This is a genomic window from Pseudomonas fragi, from assembly GCF_002269505.1.
GTDB classification, from domain to species: domain Bacteria; phylum Pseudomonadota; class Gammaproteobacteria; order Pseudomonadales; family Pseudomonadaceae; genus Aquipseudomonas; species Aquipseudomonas fragi_D.
Map to the genome: position 1 here is coordinate 177072 of NZ_NQKQ01000005.1, position 16815 is coordinate 193886.

Sequence of the window (16815 nt, forward strand, 5' to 3'; positions counted from 1 at the left end):
AGGGGCGGCATTTTAGCCAAGTTGGCGCCGGGATGCGCGGTCTGTCTGATAAACCGTTCAGCGTCTGTCCTGGCTGAATGTCGAAGCGGCGATGCCCCATTGGCCCAGCCAGTAACTGAGGATGATCAGGTAGGGCGCTGCGGTGAACGGCAATACGAAGCGGTCGATGCCAATCAGGCTATCCGATATCACAAACGCCAGCGCCCCGGCGGCGGCCAGCCCGGCCGAGCGTTTCGGTACGCTGCTGCCCAGGCGGGCCAGGGCACGCCAGAGCATGGCGCTGATGGCCAGGGCATAGACACTCACTGGCACCAGCAAATCGCCCAGGCCCTGACTGGCCATGACACTCAACAAACTGCCACCGGCAAGCAGCGCCAGGATCAATGCCGGCACGGCTGCGCGGCGACAGTCCACCAGATAGGCCTTGAGATAGGCCAGGTGGGCGACCAAAAACGCCCCGAGGCCAAATACAAACAGGTCCTGTGGCCAGGCCAGCAGAATGTCACCCAGCAGGGAAAACCCCAGGCCGATGCTGATCCAGCGCCGATAGGTGCTTGCAGGCCCGCTGTGCAGCCAGCCGAGTAACGCCAGTACCGGAATGGGCTTGGTCAGCAGGCACAGCAACATGGCGTGCGTGCTGACGCCATAGAGGTAGGTGGCAGCACCCATGATTGCAAGGATCAGCCACGCCATATCAGTTGACCGTAATCGGGCAGTCGAACACCTGTGCCGGCTCGGCTTCGGGTTCCCACGGTTGTTGAGAGGTCAGGCGCAGACGCCCGCTGCCAGGGGCAAATACCTGAAAGCGCCAGGTCGATTGACCGCCGCTGCCCAGTAACTGGCCATTGTCGCTGCTGGTGTAGACCTCCGGGCCCAGGCTGCGCAGCACGCCGCCTGCAGAGTCCTGAATGGCCCAGCGGTAGCCGGTGGTGGGGTTGCTGGGCAGGGAGACGATCAGCTGCTGGCCCACATGCAGTTGCTGGGGGCAGTCACTTTGATCTTCGAGGGTAACGTTGTGTGCAGGCTGTTGGGCACAGGCCGTCAGCAGGCTGAGGCCGAGCAGGGGAATAAGGCGTACTGGGGGCATTGAAGGCTCCGGTCGGGCAAACACAATGGCGCAGCATAACCCATGACGGGCGCTGTGCCATTTGTCCTCGGCCGGCTAGAAAGACGCATGGGGCGGGCTGATGCTGAAGTCGCCGCACATCTCCATGCTGTTGCCGTTGTGGTCCAGCCCTTCCATGGTGAATAGCCGGGCGCTGTAGCAGCTCTCGACCACGCTCAGGTGCAGGCTGCCGACATCGGCCTGGTTCAAGTGATAAACCTGGCGCCCGTCGATTTCAACGCACTCGATGTAGGACATGGATAGGATGGGGCCGTGCTCGTCTTTTTTGTACAGGTAGATGCCCGACTGGATATTGATATCCAGCGTGAAGGCCACCGCACGATAAGCGGTTGAGCCAAAGTCATCGAACTCGCCGGTAATGACGATTTTCTTTTGGCTGCTGGCAAAGGTCATTTCCTGCGCGGTAAACGCGGGTCGGTCCAGCAGATCTGCCTTGAGTTCGCCCCGGGTTCTGGGATTGAAGATTTTTTGTCCTGACTCCTTGAGCCTCAGGACATCCGGGTTCTCATATACAGGATGATGAAGTGCCATATTCTTTTCCTGCATTATTTTTGTGGGAATTGGCTCTATTAAGGATGGGAAATGAACAATCGTCTACTGTCATAAATGACAGTAGACCTGTCTAGTTCGCGACTTACGCGGTTTTTTGGATCCAATGTTTGGGTGTTGATACAGGCAGCCCGACTTGCCTGTTTGCCTGCAGTGATGCGATCGCAGGCAAGTCGGGGCCTACAAACAGTTTTAAAACAGCACCTTGGCCACATCGGTAAAGCGCTTGGCGAAGTGTACGGTGATGCCTTCTTTCAGATATTCGGGCAGTTCTTCGAAATGGCCGCGGTTCGGTTCGGGCAGAATCAGTTCGTTGATTTTCTGTCTGCGTGCGGCAATTACTTTTTCGCGCACGCCGCCAATCGGCAACACATGCCCGGTCAGGGTCAATTCGCCGGTCATGGCGATGCCTTTTTTCGGCGGCTGATTGCGTGCCAGGGACAGCAGGGCACTGGCCATGGTTACGCCCGCGCTTGGGCCGTCTTTGGGCGTGGCGCCTTCAGGTACATGCAGGTGGACAAAGGCTTCATCGAAGAACTTGGGATCGCCGCCAAACTGCTTAAGGTTGGAGCTGATATAGCTGTAGGCAATTTCAGCCGACTCTTTCATGACTTCGCCCAGTTGCCCGGTCAGCTTGAAGCCGCGATTGAGGGTGTGAATGCGGGTTGCCTCGATCGGCAACGTTGCTCCCCCCATGCTGGTCCAGGCCAGGCCGGTAATGACCCCGGTACCGCTGATTACCTGCTCGTTACGGAACACCGGCATGCCCAGTGAGGCTTCAAGGTCTTTGGGGCCGATCTTGATCACGGCTTTGGGGTCGGCAAGCAACTTTACCACGGCCTTGCGTACCAGTTTGCCCAGTTGTTTTTCCAGCTGGCGTACCCCGGCTTCGCGGGCATAACCGTCAATCACGGCGCGCAGGGCGCTGTCGCTGATGCTCAGTTTGTCTTTGGCCACGCCGGCTTTTTCCAGCTGCTTGGGCCACAGGTGACGCTTGGCGATCGCGACTTTCTCTTCAGTGATGTAACCCGAGAGTCGAATCACTTCCATACGGTCAAGCAACGGGCCAGGGATCGAGTCCAGGGTGTTGGCAGTACATACAAACAGCACTTTGGACAGGTCCAGGCGCAGGTCCAGGTAATGGTCGAGGAAGTCGACGTTCTGCTCAGGGTCGAGGGTTTCAAGCAAGGCCGAGGCGGGGTCGCCCTGGAAGCTCTGGCCCATCTTGTCGATCTCGTCGAGCATGATCACCGGGTTCATCACTTCAACATCTTTAAGTGCCTGCACCAGCTTGCCCGGCTGGGCGCCAATGTAGGTGCGGCGATGGCCCTTGATCTCGGCCTCGTCGCGCATGCCGCCGACGCTGAAACGGTAGAACGGACGGCCCAGGGACTCGGCAATCGACTTGCCGATACTGGTTTTACCCACACCCGGCGGGCCGACCAGCAGCACAATTGAACCGCTGACCGAGCCTTTGTAGGCCCCCACGGCGAGGAATTCGAGGATGCGCTCTTTAATGTCATCGAGCCCCGCATGGTGAGCGTCGAGCACCTTGCGCGCGTGCTTGAGGTCAAGTTTGTCCTGCCCCAGCACGCCCCATGGCAGCGCCGAGGCCCAGTCCAGGTAATTGCGGGTGACGGCGTATTCCGGAGATCCGGTTTCCAGGATCGACAGTTTGTTGAGCTCGTCATCGATGCGCTTTTGCGCCTGGGCCGGCAGCGTTTTGCCTTCAAGGCGCTGCTTGAACTGTTCGATATCGGCGCTGCGGTCATCCTTGGTCAGTCCAAGTTCCTGCTGGATTACCTTGAGCTGCTCTTTGAGGAAGAACTCGCGCTGATGTTCGCCGATCTTGAGGTTAACTTCGGCTGAAATTTCTTTTTGCAGCCGCGCGACCTCAACCTCCTTGCGCAGCATGGGCAGGACTTTTTCCATGCGCTTGAGCATCGGCACGCAATCGAGCACCTGCTGCAGCTCGTTGCCTGTGGCCGATGTCAGGGCTGCCGCGAAATCGGTCAGCGGCGATGGATCATTTGGGCTAAAACGATTGAGGTAGTTTTTCAGCTCTTCGCTGTACAGCGGGTTGAGTGGCAGCAACTCCTTGATCGCATTGATCAGGGCCATGCCGTAGGCCTTCACCTCATCGGTGGGCTCTTTGGGCTGCTGCGGGTATTCGACCTCAACCAGATACGGCGGGCGGTGATGCTTGAGCCACATGCTGATACGCACGCGGCTCAGGCCCTGGGCCACGAACTGCAGTTTGCCGTTTTCGCGGCTGGCGTGATGCACTTTTACCAGCGTGCCGTATTCAGGAAGGCTTTTGGTATCGAAATGACGAGGGTCATCAGGTGGCGTGTCGACAAAAAACAGCGCCAGGGAATGATGAGGGGATTTGCTGACCAGTTCCAGGGTCTCGGCCCAAGGCTCTTCATTGACGATGACCGGCAGTACTTGCGCCGGGAAGAACGGCCGATTGTGTATCGGGATGATGTAAACCTTGTCCGGCAAGTTCTGCTCAGGCAACGCCAATTCAGTCCCTCCAGAATGGGGTTGATGTACGGATTCGGTATGTTCTACATCGGTGTACTCGGTTGTATTGTCCGGAAACTCTTGCTGGTCGCTCATGGGGCACCTGCGCAATTGGGTATGAGGATTAGATGGGGCGTGGTGCCAGTGGTTTCAATGGTGAAGAGACTTTCATCCTGAATTGCCCTGGGAGGGGCGTTGTGCGGATTATTTAGAGGCGAATTGCAAACCTTGATCGCCAATAACTTGACTGTAGACGCCCAACATTTATTAGGTGATCTTCTGTTGTGCGGACGCGGAACAGCGAAAAATAAAAAGACGGATCAGAAAGTCATTTATTTGACTTTCGTCAGGATGCAGAGGGAACGCTTATGTGGAAGTTGGCATTCACTCAACGGATTGAGGATGCAGCATGAAGCTGCGTAACAGTTTTCAGGCGCGTATCAGCCTGTTTCTTGCCTTGCTCCTGCTGCTGGTAATAGGTGCGGTGTACTTCGCCGTTAAAGCCGTAACCATTACCGTGGCCAGCGACCAGGCGCAAGAGCAGCTCAAAACCGGCACCCGGGTATTTGAGCGCTTTATGGAGTTGCGCTGGCGCCGTATCCAGTACGGCCTCAACTGGCTGACCAATGACTCGGATTTTCGTGAGGCGACGATCAATGGCAGCCCTTCGCTTATAGAGCACGCCCTGCGGGAGTTCGAGTCGAGCCTGCATGGCAGTGAGCTGTTTGTGCTGGACCTGGACGGCAATATCATTACCAGCACCCTCAAGGGCCTGCCCCCCGGGCAGGAGTTCCCTTATGCCAAGGCACTGCGGCTGGCCCGTCGCAACACGCAAACCATGGTCATCGGCATCCTTGCGGGGCGCCCCTACATGCTGGTGCAAGGGGTGGTGCTGGGGCCTTTGCCAGTAGTGCGCGTGGTCTCGGGGATGCCGATGGACGACGTGTTTGCCCATGAATTGAGCTCGCTGAGCAACCTTGAAGTGTCGTTCATGACGGTCAAGCCAGGCGAAAGCGGCATACTGAGCAGCACCCAGCCGGACTTTATGAGCGCCAGCATCGTCGAATTCGTGCAGGAGCACACACCGGGCGCGGCGATCCACTTCAGCGAATTCCACGGCCAGCGCTTTCTGGGCCAGATGCTGCAACTGGCCAACTCCGGCGACCCGGACAACGGGCAGGTAATGGCGGTGTTGCAAAGCCCGCTGGATCAGACGATGCAGGCATTCAACTCACTGGACCGCAAGTTTCTATGGATCTCCGTGGGGGCATTGCTGGCGTCATTACTCGGTGCATTGTGGCTGGCGCGGGCAGTTTCGCGCCCGGTCAGCCTGTTGGCGGAGGCAGCGCAGCGCATTGGCCGGGGCAACTATGAAACGAGGGTGGAGCTAACACGCAGGGACGAACTGGGATTTCTCGCCCGGGCGATCAACGCCATGCAAAGCGGGATTGCCGTGCGCGAGCAGCAACTGGCGCATAACGCCTTGCACGACCCGCTTACCGGCTTGCCCAACCGTGCCCTGGCCATGGAGCGCCTGGGCAGCGCGATCAGCGCAAGGCGCAGTGTGGTGTTGATTTACCTGGGGATCGAAAACTATCGTGTGATCAATGAAGGCTTCGGCCCCGAGGGTGTGGAGCTGATCATGCGCGAATCCGCCCGCGTGATGCTCGACGCCTTGCGTGAACGGGATACGGCGGCACGCATCACTGGCAACGAGTTCTTGTTACTGCTTGAAAGCACCCAGATCGATGTGGGTGTGGCGATGGCGGATAGGTTGTATGCATTGCTCAAGCGTCCGCTGAGCATCGATGGGCATGAGGTGGCGCTGGAGGTCTGCATGGGCATTGCGATCTACCCGCTCAATGGGCAGAGCGCCGAAGAGCTGATCAACCGCGCAGCGATTGCACGCCGCGATGCCGCCGCTTTGCCAGGTTATTTACAGGTGTACCAGCAGGATCGAGACCTGGCCCATCAACGGCAAATTCAGCTGATCAGGGACTTGCGCAGTGCCGCCAGCGAAGGCCAGTTGCAATTGTATTACCAGCCCAAAATGGATATCCGCAGTGGCCATGTGCGCCAGGCTGAAGCGCTGTTGCGCTGGCAACACCCGGAACTGGGCATGGTCTCACCGGCGGAATTTATCCCGCTGGCTGAGCGCACTGGCAGCATGTTCCTGCTGACGGGCTGGGTCATCGAGGAAGGTATTCGCCAGTTGGCCGAGTGGAACCGCAAGGGCCTGTATCTGCAGCTTTCGCTGAATATTTCGGCGGAGGATTTGCACGGTGAAACGCTGTTGATGACAGTCGAACGCCTACTCAAACGTTATCAGTTGTCGGCCGAGCAACTGATATTCGAAATCACCGAAAGCACGGCCATGCGCGACCCCGAACATTCGCTCAGCGTGCTCGAAAAGCTGCGTGATGGCGGCATCAGCTTGTCGGTGGATGACTTCGGCACCGGTTATTCGTCGCTGGCGCACCTTAAGCGCTTGCCGGTGCAGGAGCTGAAAATCGATCAGTCGTTTATCCGCAACCTCGACGAGACCAGCGAAGACGCGGTGATCGTGCGCTCAACCATCGAAATGAGCCACAACCTGGGGCTCAAGGTGGTGGCTGAAGGCGTGGAGTATCAACATACCCTCGAACTGCTGGAGCGTTGGCACTGTGATACGGCCCAGGGCTATCTGATCAGTCGGCCCATGGATGCCGTGGCGTTCGAGGCCTGGACGTCGAAGTTTCGGGCTGTTGTCTGAGGCACATAAACGGTGGCTATCCACAGATAGCCGCCGTTTTCAATGGCAGCTTAACCACTTGCTCATAGGGTTGAACCTCATTAAACCCTTACTGGTGTGTTAACGCCAAATGACTAGCTCGATATTTCCTTTGTCGATCATACCGTCTTGTTGATCGGCTCTGCTGTGCTGGTCCAATTGTCTGTTGAGGTCGGGGCGACTCAGGATTTCTCGGGCCAGCGATACATTCAAATCATCACCTGCACGGCCGCTCATGGGTTTGTTGGCCATCTCGCGAATACTGTTTTGCGTGATAAAGCCCGGCTTGTTTTTATCTTCGAAGGCATCCCAGTTGTTTAGCAGGCCCTTGGCAAGTTGTTTGTCGTCCATGCCTGCAGGGTGACTGGAGAGTGGCCCCTGCTCTGGAAAATTCTGCCTGTTATCGAAGTTCAAAGCTTGCATGTTGGAGGCTCCACCGAACGCCGGATTACCCATCATAGAGCTTATAAAACTCTTGAATTGTTCGAACATGTTTGACAGGAAACTGCTTTGGAAATTGTTGTTGCCATTGTTGCCATTGTTGGCATTGTTGTATTGCTCATACTGAGCGGGGGAAGGGGCGCTTCCAAACGGGATGGTGTTGTTGAACGACGGTGATTGCCCCTGATTCAGCGTCATGAACGGTAGGGGCTTTGTGTTGGTATTCCAGGCCCCGGAATTTCCACTATGCCAACTGCTATTTATTCCGTGGATAGATGATGTCATCGGTTATCTCCAATAGATTTCAAGGGTGTGACGCGCAATCCAGATGAGGTGCACTGACAATAAGTGCTGACTTCAAGCATCCGGCAAGGTCACTCGGTTGTGTGTGGCGCCGGAGCCGATTTAAGTTCAGTGTCTGCCAGTGAAGGCGGGTTTAAGTTATGTCACCGGTTAACTCGAAACCTTCCCTTGTTGATCTGAAGACCACAAAAAAAGGCGGCTATCTCTCGATAGCCGCCTTTTTCAGTACCCGCTGTAAAGCTTACTCAGCGAGTTTGAACGCCATGACATAGTCACCTTTTTTAGTGCCCAGACCGCCATGACCGCCCGCCATGACCAGCACGTATTGGGTGCCGTCCTTGCCGGTGTAGGTCATTGGAGTGGTCTGGCCGCCAGCAGGCAGGCGACCTTCCCACAGTACTTTACCGTTGCTTACGTCGTAAGCACGCAGGTACTGGTCAAGGGTACCGCTCAGGAAGGCCACACCACCTGCGGTGGTGAAGGTCCCGCCCAGGCTTGGAACACCCATGGACAACGGGATCGGAACCGGCGAGCTGTCACGCACGGTACCGTTTTTGTGTTTCCAGATCACTTCGTTGTTGGTCAGGTCGACTGCAGCAACATAACCCCACGCCGGTGCCTGGCAAGGCAGGCCCAGTGGCGACAACAGTGGCTCCAGAATCACGCCGTAAGGTGCGCCTTTGTTCGGTTGAACGCCGGAGGTTTCGCCTTTGCGCGGGCCCATTGCAGCCACGTCGGCCTGCGGAACCAGCTTGGAGGTGAACGCCATGTAGCTCGGGTTCAGGAAGGCAATCTGGCGAACCGGGTCAACCGAGATGCCGCCCCAGTCGAACACGCCGAAGTTGCCTGGATAAACGATCGAACCTTGCAGCGATGGCGGGGTGTACATGCCGTCATAACGCAGGGATTTGAAGTTGATCCGGCACAGCATCTGGTCGAATGGAGTCACGCCCCACATGTCACGCTCGGTCAGTACCGGCGGGATCATGTTCAGGTCCGAACGAGGCTGTGTCGGTGCAGTGTGGTCACCTTCTACAGCGCCGCCCGGGGCAGGGATCTCGGTGATCGGCACAATGGCTTCGCCAGTGCGACGGTCCATGACGTAGATGCTGCCTTGTTTGGTGGAAGCCAGCAGGGCCGGTTTCACGCCATCGGCGGTTTTCAGGTCCATCAGGGTTGGTTGACCACCTACGTCCATGTCCCACAGGTCATGGTGAGTAAGCGGACGGTACCAGCGGACTTTACCGGTGTTGATGTCCAGGGCGGTGATGCCAGCGGCATAACGTTCGGAATCTTCGGTACGGTCGCCGCCAAATTGGTCAGGGGTCTGGTTACCCATCGGCAGGTACAGCATGCCGAGGTCTTCGTCGACAGCGAACATCGACCACATGTTGGGCGAGTTACGGGTGTAGGTTTCGCCTTCAGCAATCGGAGTGGTTTTCTCCGGGTTGCCGCTGTCCCAGTTCCAGACCAGCTTGCCGGTACGTACGTCGTACGCACGGATCACGCCCGACGGCTCGTCGTTGGAAATGTTGTCGGTCACGTGGCCGCCAATCACGACCAGATCTTTGGTCACGGCAGGTGGCGAAGTGGAGTAGTAACCACCCGGTGCAAAGTTGCCGATGTTGTGACGCAGGTCTACCGCACCATTGGTACCGAAGTCTTCGCACACTTTACCGGTGTCGGCGTTCAGGGCGATCAGACGGGTGTCGGCAGTCGGCAGGAACAGGCGACGCGGGCACGAGTTGCTGGATGTGGCAGCAGCAGGCTCGGCAGCGCTTTGTTCAGTGCTGGCTTTGGCGTAGGCATTTTCGTCGTGATAAGTCACGCCGCGGCAGGTCATGTGTGCCCAGCCTTTGAAGTTTTCAGCGTTCTGAGTGCTGATCTTCGGATCGTAACGCCAGATTTCCTTGCCGGTGTCCGGGTCAAGGGCAATTACCTGGCTGTGTGGAGTACACACATACAGCATGCCGTTGACTTTCAGCGGGGTGTTCTCGGCGGTTGTTTCGCCGGGATCGCCTTCACCTGGCATGTCACCGGTGCGGAATGTCCAGGCTGGAACCAGCTTGTGGGCATTCTCAGGGGTGATTTCTTTCAGCGGCGAGTAACGGTCACCAAAAGCGGTGCGGCCGTAGGACTGCCAGTCGCCATCGGGCATGGCCGGTGCGGCGTTGGTCATGCCGGGTACGGCATCACGATCCAGTTGGCCTTTGATTTCACCCGGGCTGGTGAATTGGCTGGCCAGTGCAGCAGCACCTGCCAGAACCACGGCAACGCTCAGTGCGCCGGTAGCCAAAGGTGCCGACTGACCGCGCAGAACCGGACGACGGAACCATGGCAGCAGCAGGACGATACCGATGGCGAACCACATGGCCAGGCGCGGCACCAGTTGCCACCAGTCCAGACCGACTTCCATCAGTGCCCATACGGTGCTGGCGAACAGCGTCAGCGCGTATAGAGCCAGTGCGGCGCGGCGACCGGCAATCAGCAGCGCGCCCGACAAGCCAAAACCGATACCGGCCAGTAGGTAGTACCACGACCCGCCCAGCGTGACCAGTTTGATACCCCCGGCCAACATGGCCAGGCCCATTAGCAGCAGCAAGATACCGAGGAGGCTCGGTAGCAGGCGGCTTCGACTGAAAGCACCTTCAGTGCTCATAGTGTGGTTCTCCGTTACGTTAGAGGTGTTCCCGCGAGAGTGGGTCTTTAAGGGACGAACTGGCACGGGAGTGAATCAGCTAAATAGGTTCTTGAATGCAACCTTCAAGGTTGCCGTTGCAGTCCGTTTGTCAGAACGAACTTTGAATTTTCAGACCGCCAATCAGTGCGTCATCCAGCTGGCTGACGCCGCCCGGGTGACGGATGTATTGCAGGTTCGGTCGAACGGTCAGCCAGTTGGTCACGTGGACGCCGTAGTACAGCTCGGCGCTGTATTCAGTGTCCTGGGGAGGCAGGTAGTCCGGGTTGTCGAAATCGTAGATGGCGCGGGCCTGGTTGGTGGCCTGGGCGTTTTTGCGATAAGCCGGGTTGACGTGTACGCGGGCCATTGCAAAACCGATGTCGTCTTTTGGTCGTGCATCGAACACGCCTTTATAGACGACGCCCGCCTGGACATAGTTGTCCACGGCGTTGGTTTTCTTGTCGTGCATAGTGGCGTTGGCGAACACACTCAAGCCCCTCGACTGATCGCTGGCGCGGGTTGTGAGCTGCTGTTGCACACCCAGCCACATCCCGTGTTTGCTCGAACTGCTGCGATACGCTTCACCAGTCAAGGCCGCTGGCTGGCCGTTGGCATCTTTGTAAGCATCGGTTGCCTTGGCATTACTGTAGTAGTAACCCGCGCGGTATTCCCCTGGCAGGCCATTAACTTTTGGCGTCCATACCAGTTCGATCGGCAGCACCGCGCCCTGGGTGCCGCTGCCGCTGAGCTTGAAGCCGTTGCCGCGATCCAGGTTGGACGGGTTTTGCTCATAGGCGCCGACCTGTGCGTACAGCTCGGGGGTCAGGTGATACTTGACCCGCAGGGCCCACTGGCTGACGGGCCAGTTGTACCAGATGCTGCCCGCCCAGTTACCGACCTGCGAGCCGCAGAACGCCAGGTTCTGGAAGTCGCAAGGGAACGAGTTGAAATCCTCGCCCTGGCCAAAACGGCCGACTTTGATGTCGAGCTTCTGGTCAAAGAACTTCTGCTGGTACCACATTTGCGTCAGGCGCGTGGTCTGGCCACGGCCCCAGACTTCCTGGGCCGAAGTGAAACCGCCCACCCGCGGATCGTTGATGCGATCGTTGCTGATGTTGTTACCGCTGCGGTGGGTAATGGTCAGCTGAAATTCAGCGTCGTCCCAGCCCAGGATTTTTTGCAGGTCCAGGTGCGTGCCCAGGCCGAACTGGTCGCTGTAGCGCGCGGTGCGGTCATGGTCATAGCCGCCGTGCAGGTTGGAGCCGACTTCGCCTACATAGTCGAGGGAAAAGGAGTAACCCTGCTTTTCCAGTTCGCTACGGGTACCACCCCAATCGCCGAGCATCCATTTGGAGTCGGCGTCAAAAGCAGGGGCCGCCTGTACGCATGTAGCCAGGCCCAGAGCGGTAATGCCGCCGATCAACGCCAGGGCTTTTTGCCCGGCAACAGGAAGCATCGCGCTGTGTTTGCGCATATTCAGGAATGTGGACATAGGTCGAGATGCGAGTCTTTATAGGTATGGCTGTGGCAGTGGGTAGCGCTGTCTTTGGAGGCAGGGCTGACACTTCAGAATTGAGGGCAGAATGAATCGTTTCAGCCCTCTATGCGGAAATGATAAAGCCCCGAAACGTTTAGAAACAGCACTTTAAGTGACATGGATCATTTCTGATTCAGTAACAGTGTGCTGCGACGGTTCGTCCCAGGGCTCTTTTGTCGCGCCCCACCTTGGTTGCAGGCCGCGTATTTACTGCTGTGCAGCTTAGAACGTGGTGCGCAGGCCGACCTCGATGCCACGCCCTGGCGCGGGGGCGATGTCACGCAAAATAGAGCTGGCATAACGCACGGTCTGGTTGGTCAGGTTGTCGCCTTTGACGAAAGCCAGCCACTGGCTGCTGCCCACATCGAAGTGATAACCGGCGCTGGCGCCCAAGGTTGTGTAGCCATCGGTGCCCGATTCGTTGGCCGGCACACGGCCCTGATTGCTGGCGTGCTCGACGTCGATTCGGGCTTGCCAGCGGTCCAGTTCCCACAGCAGGCCACTGCTCAGTCGCAGGGGGGCGATGCGAGGCAAGGCTTCGCCCGTGTCGAGGTTGGTGGCGCGGGTGTAGTCGCCGGACAATTCCAGGGCAAATTTACCGTAGGCGTTTTCGCCGAGCTTCCAGTGATCCTTGGCTTCAAAGCCAGTGAAGCGCGCCCGAACCCCGGAATAGGTGTATTCAGGAATGCCGTCGGCGTCCGGTTCACCTTCGTCGTTCAGCGTACGACCAGTGCCCAGCAGGCCGATGTAATTGGAGAAGTGGCTGTAGAAAACGCCAACGCTGCCCTTGTGGGTGCCATTGTCAAAGCGCAGGGCCAGGTCGCTGGATACGGCTTTTTCCTTCGACAGATTGGCGTTGCCCACTTCATAGGTGCCGGTCGCGACGTGAGCGCCATTGGCGTACAGCTCGTAGAACGTCGGGGCACGTTCTGTGTAGCCCAGGGTGGCAGCCAGCGACCAGATCGGGGTGAGGGTGAACACGGCACCTGAAGACAGGCTGCCTGCGGTGAAGCTTTTGGAGCGGTCGGCCGCGGCAAAGCGTTCGTTGCCCTTGGCATCCGGGTCGACCACGGTGCGTTCAAGACGCCCGCCGAGGCTGAGCTTGAGGCGTTCAGTGGCTTGCAGCTCTTCGAGCACAAACACCGCACCGCTATTAGTGTCGGTTTGCGGCACAAAGGCCTCTTCGCCCAGAGCGGAAAACTCGTTGCGGTTGACCTGGGCGCCGATCACGCCTTCAACCGGGCCGATCGGCACATGGCGCGCTTCGACGCGAGCTTCGTAACCCTTGTTCTTGAACGTGGTGCCGACTTCGCCGCCCTCTATTTCGCGGTGTTCGTAATCGGTGTAGCCGGCGTCTACTTTCAGCGAGCTGAACGGGCCTTGCAGGTTGCGGATTTCGGAGGCGAAGGCGTAGTGATCCTGCTTCATGCGGATGCGTACATCCTGCTCCGCCGGTGAGCCGTAATTGGCGTCGTAAGTGCTGTACGACAAGCCTGCGTAGCCATCCTCCCATGTGTAGGAACCGCCCACGGCACCGCCGTCCTGGCGGCCATTACTGTTGCCCAGGCGGCCTTTTTTCTGGTCAGCGTCTTCGCTTTCCGGGGCATGGCGGCTACGGGCATAACCCGGGATTTTCAGGTCATTGAACTCGCGGGCGTTGGCATCCAGATGCAGCGCGAAGGTGCCATCACCGGCTTCCAGTTTGCCAGCGCTGCTGCGCGTGGTGTTGGCGCCGCCGTAGCGCAGTTCGCCTGCACCCTGGATACCTTCGATGGCTTCGGTGGGGATGCGGTTGTCGAACGTATTGACCACGCCGCCGATGGCGTTGCCGCCGTACAACAGGGCCGCCGGGCCACGGACGATTTCGATGCGCTGAACATTGACCGGGTCCAGCGGCACCGCGTGATCGTATGACAGCGATGAAGCATCCAGCGCTCCCACACCGTTACGCAGGATGCGAATACGGTCGCCATCCAGGCCGCGAATGATCGGTCGGCTGGCGCCCGGGCCGAAGTAGGACGAAGACACGCCCGGCTGTTTATTGAGGGTTTCGCCCAGGCTGCCTTGCTGTTGCAGGGTCAGGTCGTCGCCTTCCAGAACCGTGGTCGGCGCAGCCAGCTGGCTGTTGCCCAAGGGGTTGCCGGTGATGACTTGCGGTTGCAGCTCCAGAGCATAGGCAGGGGAGGCGAGCAATAGTGCGGTGGCGAGCGGAGTTAGACGAAGGCGTCGCAGGTGACGCGGGAAAGCAGGGGAGGACATTGCAAGTTCCTTGGCAAGGTGACGGCAGAAAGCGGCGCTGAGCGCTCTTTGAGTGGCATGTTATGGTTACAATATAACATCACTTTAATCTGTCCAAGCGGAACTTTCATTCGGGGCTCCGGTCACGGCTAGACTTGCTGCATAGCGAATGCACTTCCCCCTGAGCAGGTGCTCGGCTAAGGTGCGCGGCTTTCTCTCTTCTGCTTTAAAGGCCCGGCATGACTGAACCCAACAACAACCCATTGCACGGCGTGACGCTGGAACAGATCCTCACTGCGCTGGTAGCGCACTACGAGTGGGCAGGGCTGGCCGAGCGTATTGATATTCGCTGCTTCAAGAGCGACCCGAGCATCAAGTCGAGTTTGACGTTCTTGCGTAAAACCCCTTGGGCGCGGGAAAAGGTCGAAAAGCTCTACGTGAAATACGCCCGTACCAAACGCGAGCTGTGATCGGCGCATGAGGGTGTTGTCCAGGCACAGGCTTTGTCTGCTGCTGGCGATCCTGGGCTGGAGTGGCCTGGGGATTCAGCTTGAGCTGGTTCTGCTCGCCCGCTGGGAGAGCGGCGCGAGTGTGGTGGGCGGATTGCTGAGCTACTTCAGCTTTTTCACTATTTTGACCAATACTCTGGCCGCCTGCGTGCTGACTTATGCGGCGGATAACCGCACGTCAAAGGGCAAGACGTTTTTCTTGCAGCCGTGGGTCAGCAGCGGTATTGCCGTGAGCATTGTCGTCGTGGGTGCGGCATACAGCCTGCTGCTGCGCCAGCTCTGGCAACCCGAAGGCCTGCAGTGGCTGGCCAATGAAATACTGCATGATGTAATGCCGGTGCTGTTTACGCTGTACTGGTGGTTTTGCGTGCCCAAGGGATTGTTGCGCGTGAGGCATATCGGGCTTTGGGTGCTGTATCCGTTGCTGTATTTCGCCTACATCCTGTTGCGCGGGCACTTGCTGGGTGTGTACCCGTATCCGTTTGTCGATGTCGAAAAACTGGGCTATGCGCTGACGTTTATCAATGCTGGGGGGATTCTGGCGGGGTTTGTGGCGGTGGCGCTGGTGGTGGTGGCGGTGGATCGCTACAGGGGGAGCGTGCGTAGTCGCTGACGAGCAGCGCGAGGCTGCGATTGAAGCCGATTTTGCGGCGGCTTCAAGAAAACGGGTTGCTCCGCAACCCTTCGCAGCCTTCGGCAGCGACTACCTATTCCTCTGAACCCTCCAGGCGCCAGTAGCCCACAGCTTTGACGAACTCTTCGTTCAAACCATGGGTGTCCAGCAGCACTCGGCGCACTTTGCGCGACAGCGCACTTTCGGTAGCAACCCAGGCATACAGCTGACCTTCGGGAAGGCTCAATGCTTCGACGGTCTTGAGCAGGTCTTCGCCCGGCACATCACGGTGCACCCAGATCACGTCAATCGCTGCGGCGCTGTGCAAGGGTTGTTCTTCCTGCGCGTTTTCAACCTCGATAACCACCAGGGCCCGACGGTTGGCAGGCAGTTCCTCAAGGCGGCGGGCAATGGCCGGTAGCGCCGTTTCGTCACCGATCAGCAGGTAGCTGTCGAAGATGTCCGGCACTACCATCGAGCCCCGCGGCCCGCCGATATGCAGGTATTGGCCGGGCGCGGCCTGGGCGGCCCAGGTGGCGGCAGGGCCGTCACCGTGCAAAACGAAATCGATATCCAGCTCAAAGGTGTTCAAGTCAAAGCGGCGCGGAGTGTAGTCGCGCATCGGCGGCATGTTGCCCTTTTGCCCGGCGCTCAGCTCCAGAGTCTCCAGCGCGGCCTGTTCTTCAGCAGTTTGCGGAAAAAACAGCTTTACGTGATCGTCACTGCCAAGGCTGATAAACCCTGCCAGTTGCGGGCCGCCGACGGTTATGCGGCGCATGCGCGGGGTCAGGTCGACCACGCGCAGCACTTCGAGTTTACGACGTTTGATTTCATGCATGACCCGATGGATGGTCTGTGGGCTGGCAGCATTCATTCAGCGTTCTCCTGCGCAGGCTGGGCAGATACAGGGCCATCGACGATGGCTTTGGCGGTGTTGTTGAGCAAGTCGCGTACCCGCAGGATTTCTGCCGGGCTCCAGCGACCGTGGTGCATTTGCAGGGCATGGCGCAGGTTGTGCACGGCCTCGTGAATCTCGGCCGGACGATCATGGCCACGCAGTGAGCGCTTGCTCACATCGATGCGCATGCGCACACCGTCCAGCGCCACGGCCTGGTCACTGAGAAATTGACGACCGACTTCGGTCACGGTGTAGCGCTTTTTCCCGCCTTCTGCGTCGCCCTGGATCAGTTCGCTTTCTTCAAGGAAGGTCAGGGTCGGGTAAATCACACCGGGGCTGGGGCTATAGGCGCCGTCAAACAGGCCTTCGATCTGGCGGATCAGGTCGTAGCCGTGGCAAGGCTGTTCGGTGATCAGTGCCAACAGCAGTAATTTCAAATCGCCCGGGGCAAAAACCCGGGGTCCGCGGCCACCGCGTTCACGACCGGGACGTTTTTCGAAGCCGTCTTGACCCGCGCCATGTTCGCGGTGATGGGGATGATGGTCTCTCATTGTCTTTTCGCTCTTTCATTAAGTTAGACATAACTTAAGATATATCTTAAGAAATGTAAAAACCCAGTCGACGA

The 16815-nt window shown here is 58.4% G+C and carries 13 protein-coding genes; 3 read left to right on the forward strand and 10 right to left on the reverse strand.

What is annotated here, in order from left to right; translation table 11 throughout:
* Positions 1–57: 57 nt before the first annotated feature.
* The 4 genes from CJU81_RS06995 to lon form a co-directional block, all read right to left on the reverse strand.
* Entirely contained in the window at positions 58–693 is a 636-nt protein-coding gene (locus CJU81_RS06995) for a lysoplasmalogenase (RefSeq protein ID WP_095036032.1), read from the reverse strand.
* A gap of 1 nt (position 694) precedes the next feature.
* Entirely contained in the window at positions 695–1087 is a 393-nt protein-coding gene (locus CJU81_RS07000) for a protease inhibitor I42 family protein (protein WP_095036033.1), read from the reverse strand.
* Between the two features lie 75 nt (positions 1088–1162).
* Positions 1163–1657 carry a hypothetical protein gene (locus CJU81_RS07005; RefSeq protein ID WP_095036034.1) on the reverse strand — a complete coding sequence of 165 codons (495 nt, stop codon included), beginning with the start codon at positions 1655–1657 and terminating at the stop codon, positions 1163–1165.
* A gap of 210 nt (positions 1658–1867) precedes the next feature.
* Positions 1868–4297, reverse strand: coding sequence for an endopeptidase La (lon, locus tag CJU81_RS07010; protein ID WP_095036035.1), 2430 nt, complete (start codon positions 4295–4297; stop codon positions 1868–1870).
* Between the two features lie 313 nt (positions 4298–4610).
* Here lon and CJU81_RS07015 point away from each other — a divergent pair, with 313 nt between their 5' ends.
* Positions 4611–6953 carry a putative bifunctional diguanylate cyclase/phosphodiesterase gene (locus tag CJU81_RS07015; protein ID WP_095036036.1) on the forward strand — a complete coding sequence of 781 codons (2343 nt, stop codon included), beginning with the start codon at positions 4611–4613 and terminating at the stop codon, positions 6951–6953.
* A gap of 99 nt (positions 6954–7052) precedes the next feature.
* Here CJU81_RS07015 and CJU81_RS07020 read toward each other — a convergent pair whose 3' ends face one another.
* From CJU81_RS07020 to CJU81_RS07035, 4 genes are all read right to left on the reverse strand, one after another.
* The gene (locus tag CJU81_RS07020) at positions 7053–7697 is read right to left on the reverse strand and encodes a hypothetical protein (RefSeq protein ID WP_141232583.1); all 645 of its coding nucleotides are present in this window, start codon (positions 7695–7697) and stop codon (positions 7053–7055) included.
* A 259-nt stretch (positions 7698–7956) separates the two neighbouring features.
* Entirely contained in the window at positions 7957–10374 is a 2418-nt protein-coding gene (locus CJU81_RS07025) for a glucose/quinate/shikimate family membrane-bound PQQ-dependent dehydrogenase (RefSeq protein WP_095036038.1), read from the reverse strand.
* A 130-nt stretch (positions 10375–10504) separates the two neighbouring features.
* Positions 10505–11851 carry a carbohydrate porin gene (locus CJU81_RS07030; protein WP_217902751.1) on the reverse strand — a complete coding sequence of 449 codons (1347 nt, stop codon included), beginning with the start codon at positions 11849–11851 and terminating at the stop codon, positions 10505–10507.
* A 303-nt stretch (positions 11852–12154) separates the two neighbouring features.
* On the reverse strand, positions 12155–14191 hold the full coding sequence (locus CJU81_RS07035) for a TonB-dependent receptor (RefSeq protein WP_095036040.1): 2037 nt from the start codon (positions 14189–14191) through the stop codon (positions 12155–12157).
* A 218-nt stretch (positions 14192–14409) separates the two neighbouring features.
* Here CJU81_RS07035 and CJU81_RS07040 point away from each other — a divergent pair, with 218 nt between their 5' ends.
* On the forward strand, positions 14410–14640 hold the full coding sequence (locus CJU81_RS07040) for a VF530 family DNA-binding protein (RefSeq protein ID WP_095029204.1): 231 nt from the start codon (positions 14410–14412) through the stop codon (positions 14638–14640).
* A gap of 7 nt (positions 14641–14647) precedes the next feature.
* Complete coding sequence (locus CJU81_RS07045) at positions 14648–15292, forward strand: Pr6Pr family membrane protein (protein WP_095036041.1); 645 nt, start codon at positions 14648–14650, stop codon at positions 15290–15292.
* A gap of 94 nt (positions 15293–15386) precedes the next feature.
* Here the strand turns inward: CJU81_RS07045 and CJU81_RS07050 are convergent, their stop codons facing one another.
* Both CJU81_RS07050 and CJU81_RS07055 read right to left on the reverse strand, forming a co-directional pair.
* The gene (locus tag CJU81_RS07050) at positions 15387–16166 is read right to left on the reverse strand and encodes a siderophore-interacting protein (protein WP_095036042.1); all 780 of its coding nucleotides are present in this window, start codon (positions 16164–16166) and stop codon (positions 15387–15389) included.
* Positions 16163–16741 carry a PadR family transcriptional regulator gene (locus CJU81_RS07055; protein WP_095029201.1) on the reverse strand — a complete coding sequence of 193 codons (579 nt, stop codon included), beginning with the start codon at positions 16739–16741 and terminating at the stop codon, positions 16163–16165. The genes CJU81_RS07050 and CJU81_RS07055 overlap by 4 nt, the downstream gene beginning before the upstream one ends.
* Between the last annotated feature and the right edge of the window lie 74 nt (positions 16742–16815).

What these genes read in the sequence shown, in the direction of transcription:
- CJU81_RS06995 (WP_095036032.1), bottom strand. Translation starts at nt 693, where the DNA reads ATGGCGTGGCTGATCCTTGCAATCATGGGTGCTGCCACCTACCTCTAT.
- CJU81_RS07000 (WP_095036033.1), bottom strand. Translation starts at nt 1,087, where the DNA reads ATGCCCCCAGTACGCCTTATTCCCCTGCTCGGCCTCAGCCTGCTGACG.
- CJU81_RS07005 (WP_095036034.1), bottom strand. Translation starts at nt 1,657, where the DNA reads ATGGCACTTCATCATCCTGTATATGAGAACCCGGATGTCCTGAGGCTC.
- lon (WP_095036035.1), bottom strand. Translation starts at nt 4,297, where the DNA reads ATGAGCGACCAGCAAGAGTTTCCGGACAATACAACCGAGTACACCGAT.
- CJU81_RS07015 (WP_095036036.1), top strand. Translation starts at nt 4,611, where the DNA reads ATGAAGCTGCGTAACAGTTTTCAGGCGCGTATCAGCCTGTTTCTTGCC.
- CJU81_RS07020 (WP_141232583.1), bottom strand. Translation starts at nt 7,697, where the DNA reads ATGACATCATCTATCCACGGAATAAATAGCAGTTGGCATAGTGGAAAT.
- CJU81_RS07025 (WP_095036038.1), bottom strand. Translation starts at nt 10,374, where the DNA reads ATGAGCACTGAAGGTGCTTTCAGTCGAAGCCGCCTGCTACCGAGCCTC.
- CJU81_RS07030 (WP_217902751.1), bottom strand. Translation starts at nt 11,851, where the DNA reads ATGCTTCCTGTTGCCGGGCAAAAAGCCCTGGCGTTGATCGGCGGCATT.
- CJU81_RS07035 (WP_095036040.1), bottom strand. Translation starts at nt 14,191, where the DNA reads ATGTCCTCCCCTGCTTTCCCGCGTCACCTGCGACGCCTTCGTCTAACT.
- CJU81_RS07040 (WP_095029204.1), top strand. Translation starts at nt 14,410, where the DNA reads ATGACTGAACCCAACAACAACCCATTGCACGGCGTGACGCTGGAACAG.
- CJU81_RS07045 (WP_095036041.1), top strand. Translation starts at nt 14,648, where the DNA reads ATGAGGGTGTTGTCCAGGCACAGGCTTTGTCTGCTGCTGGCGATCCTG.
- CJU81_RS07050 (WP_095036042.1), bottom strand. Translation starts at nt 16,166, where the DNA reads ATGAATGCTGCCAGCCCACAGACCATCCATCGGGTCATGCATGAAATC.
- CJU81_RS07055 (WP_095029201.1), bottom strand. Translation starts at nt 16,741, where the DNA reads ATGAGAGACCATCATCCCCATCACCGCGAACATGGCGCGGGTCAAGAC.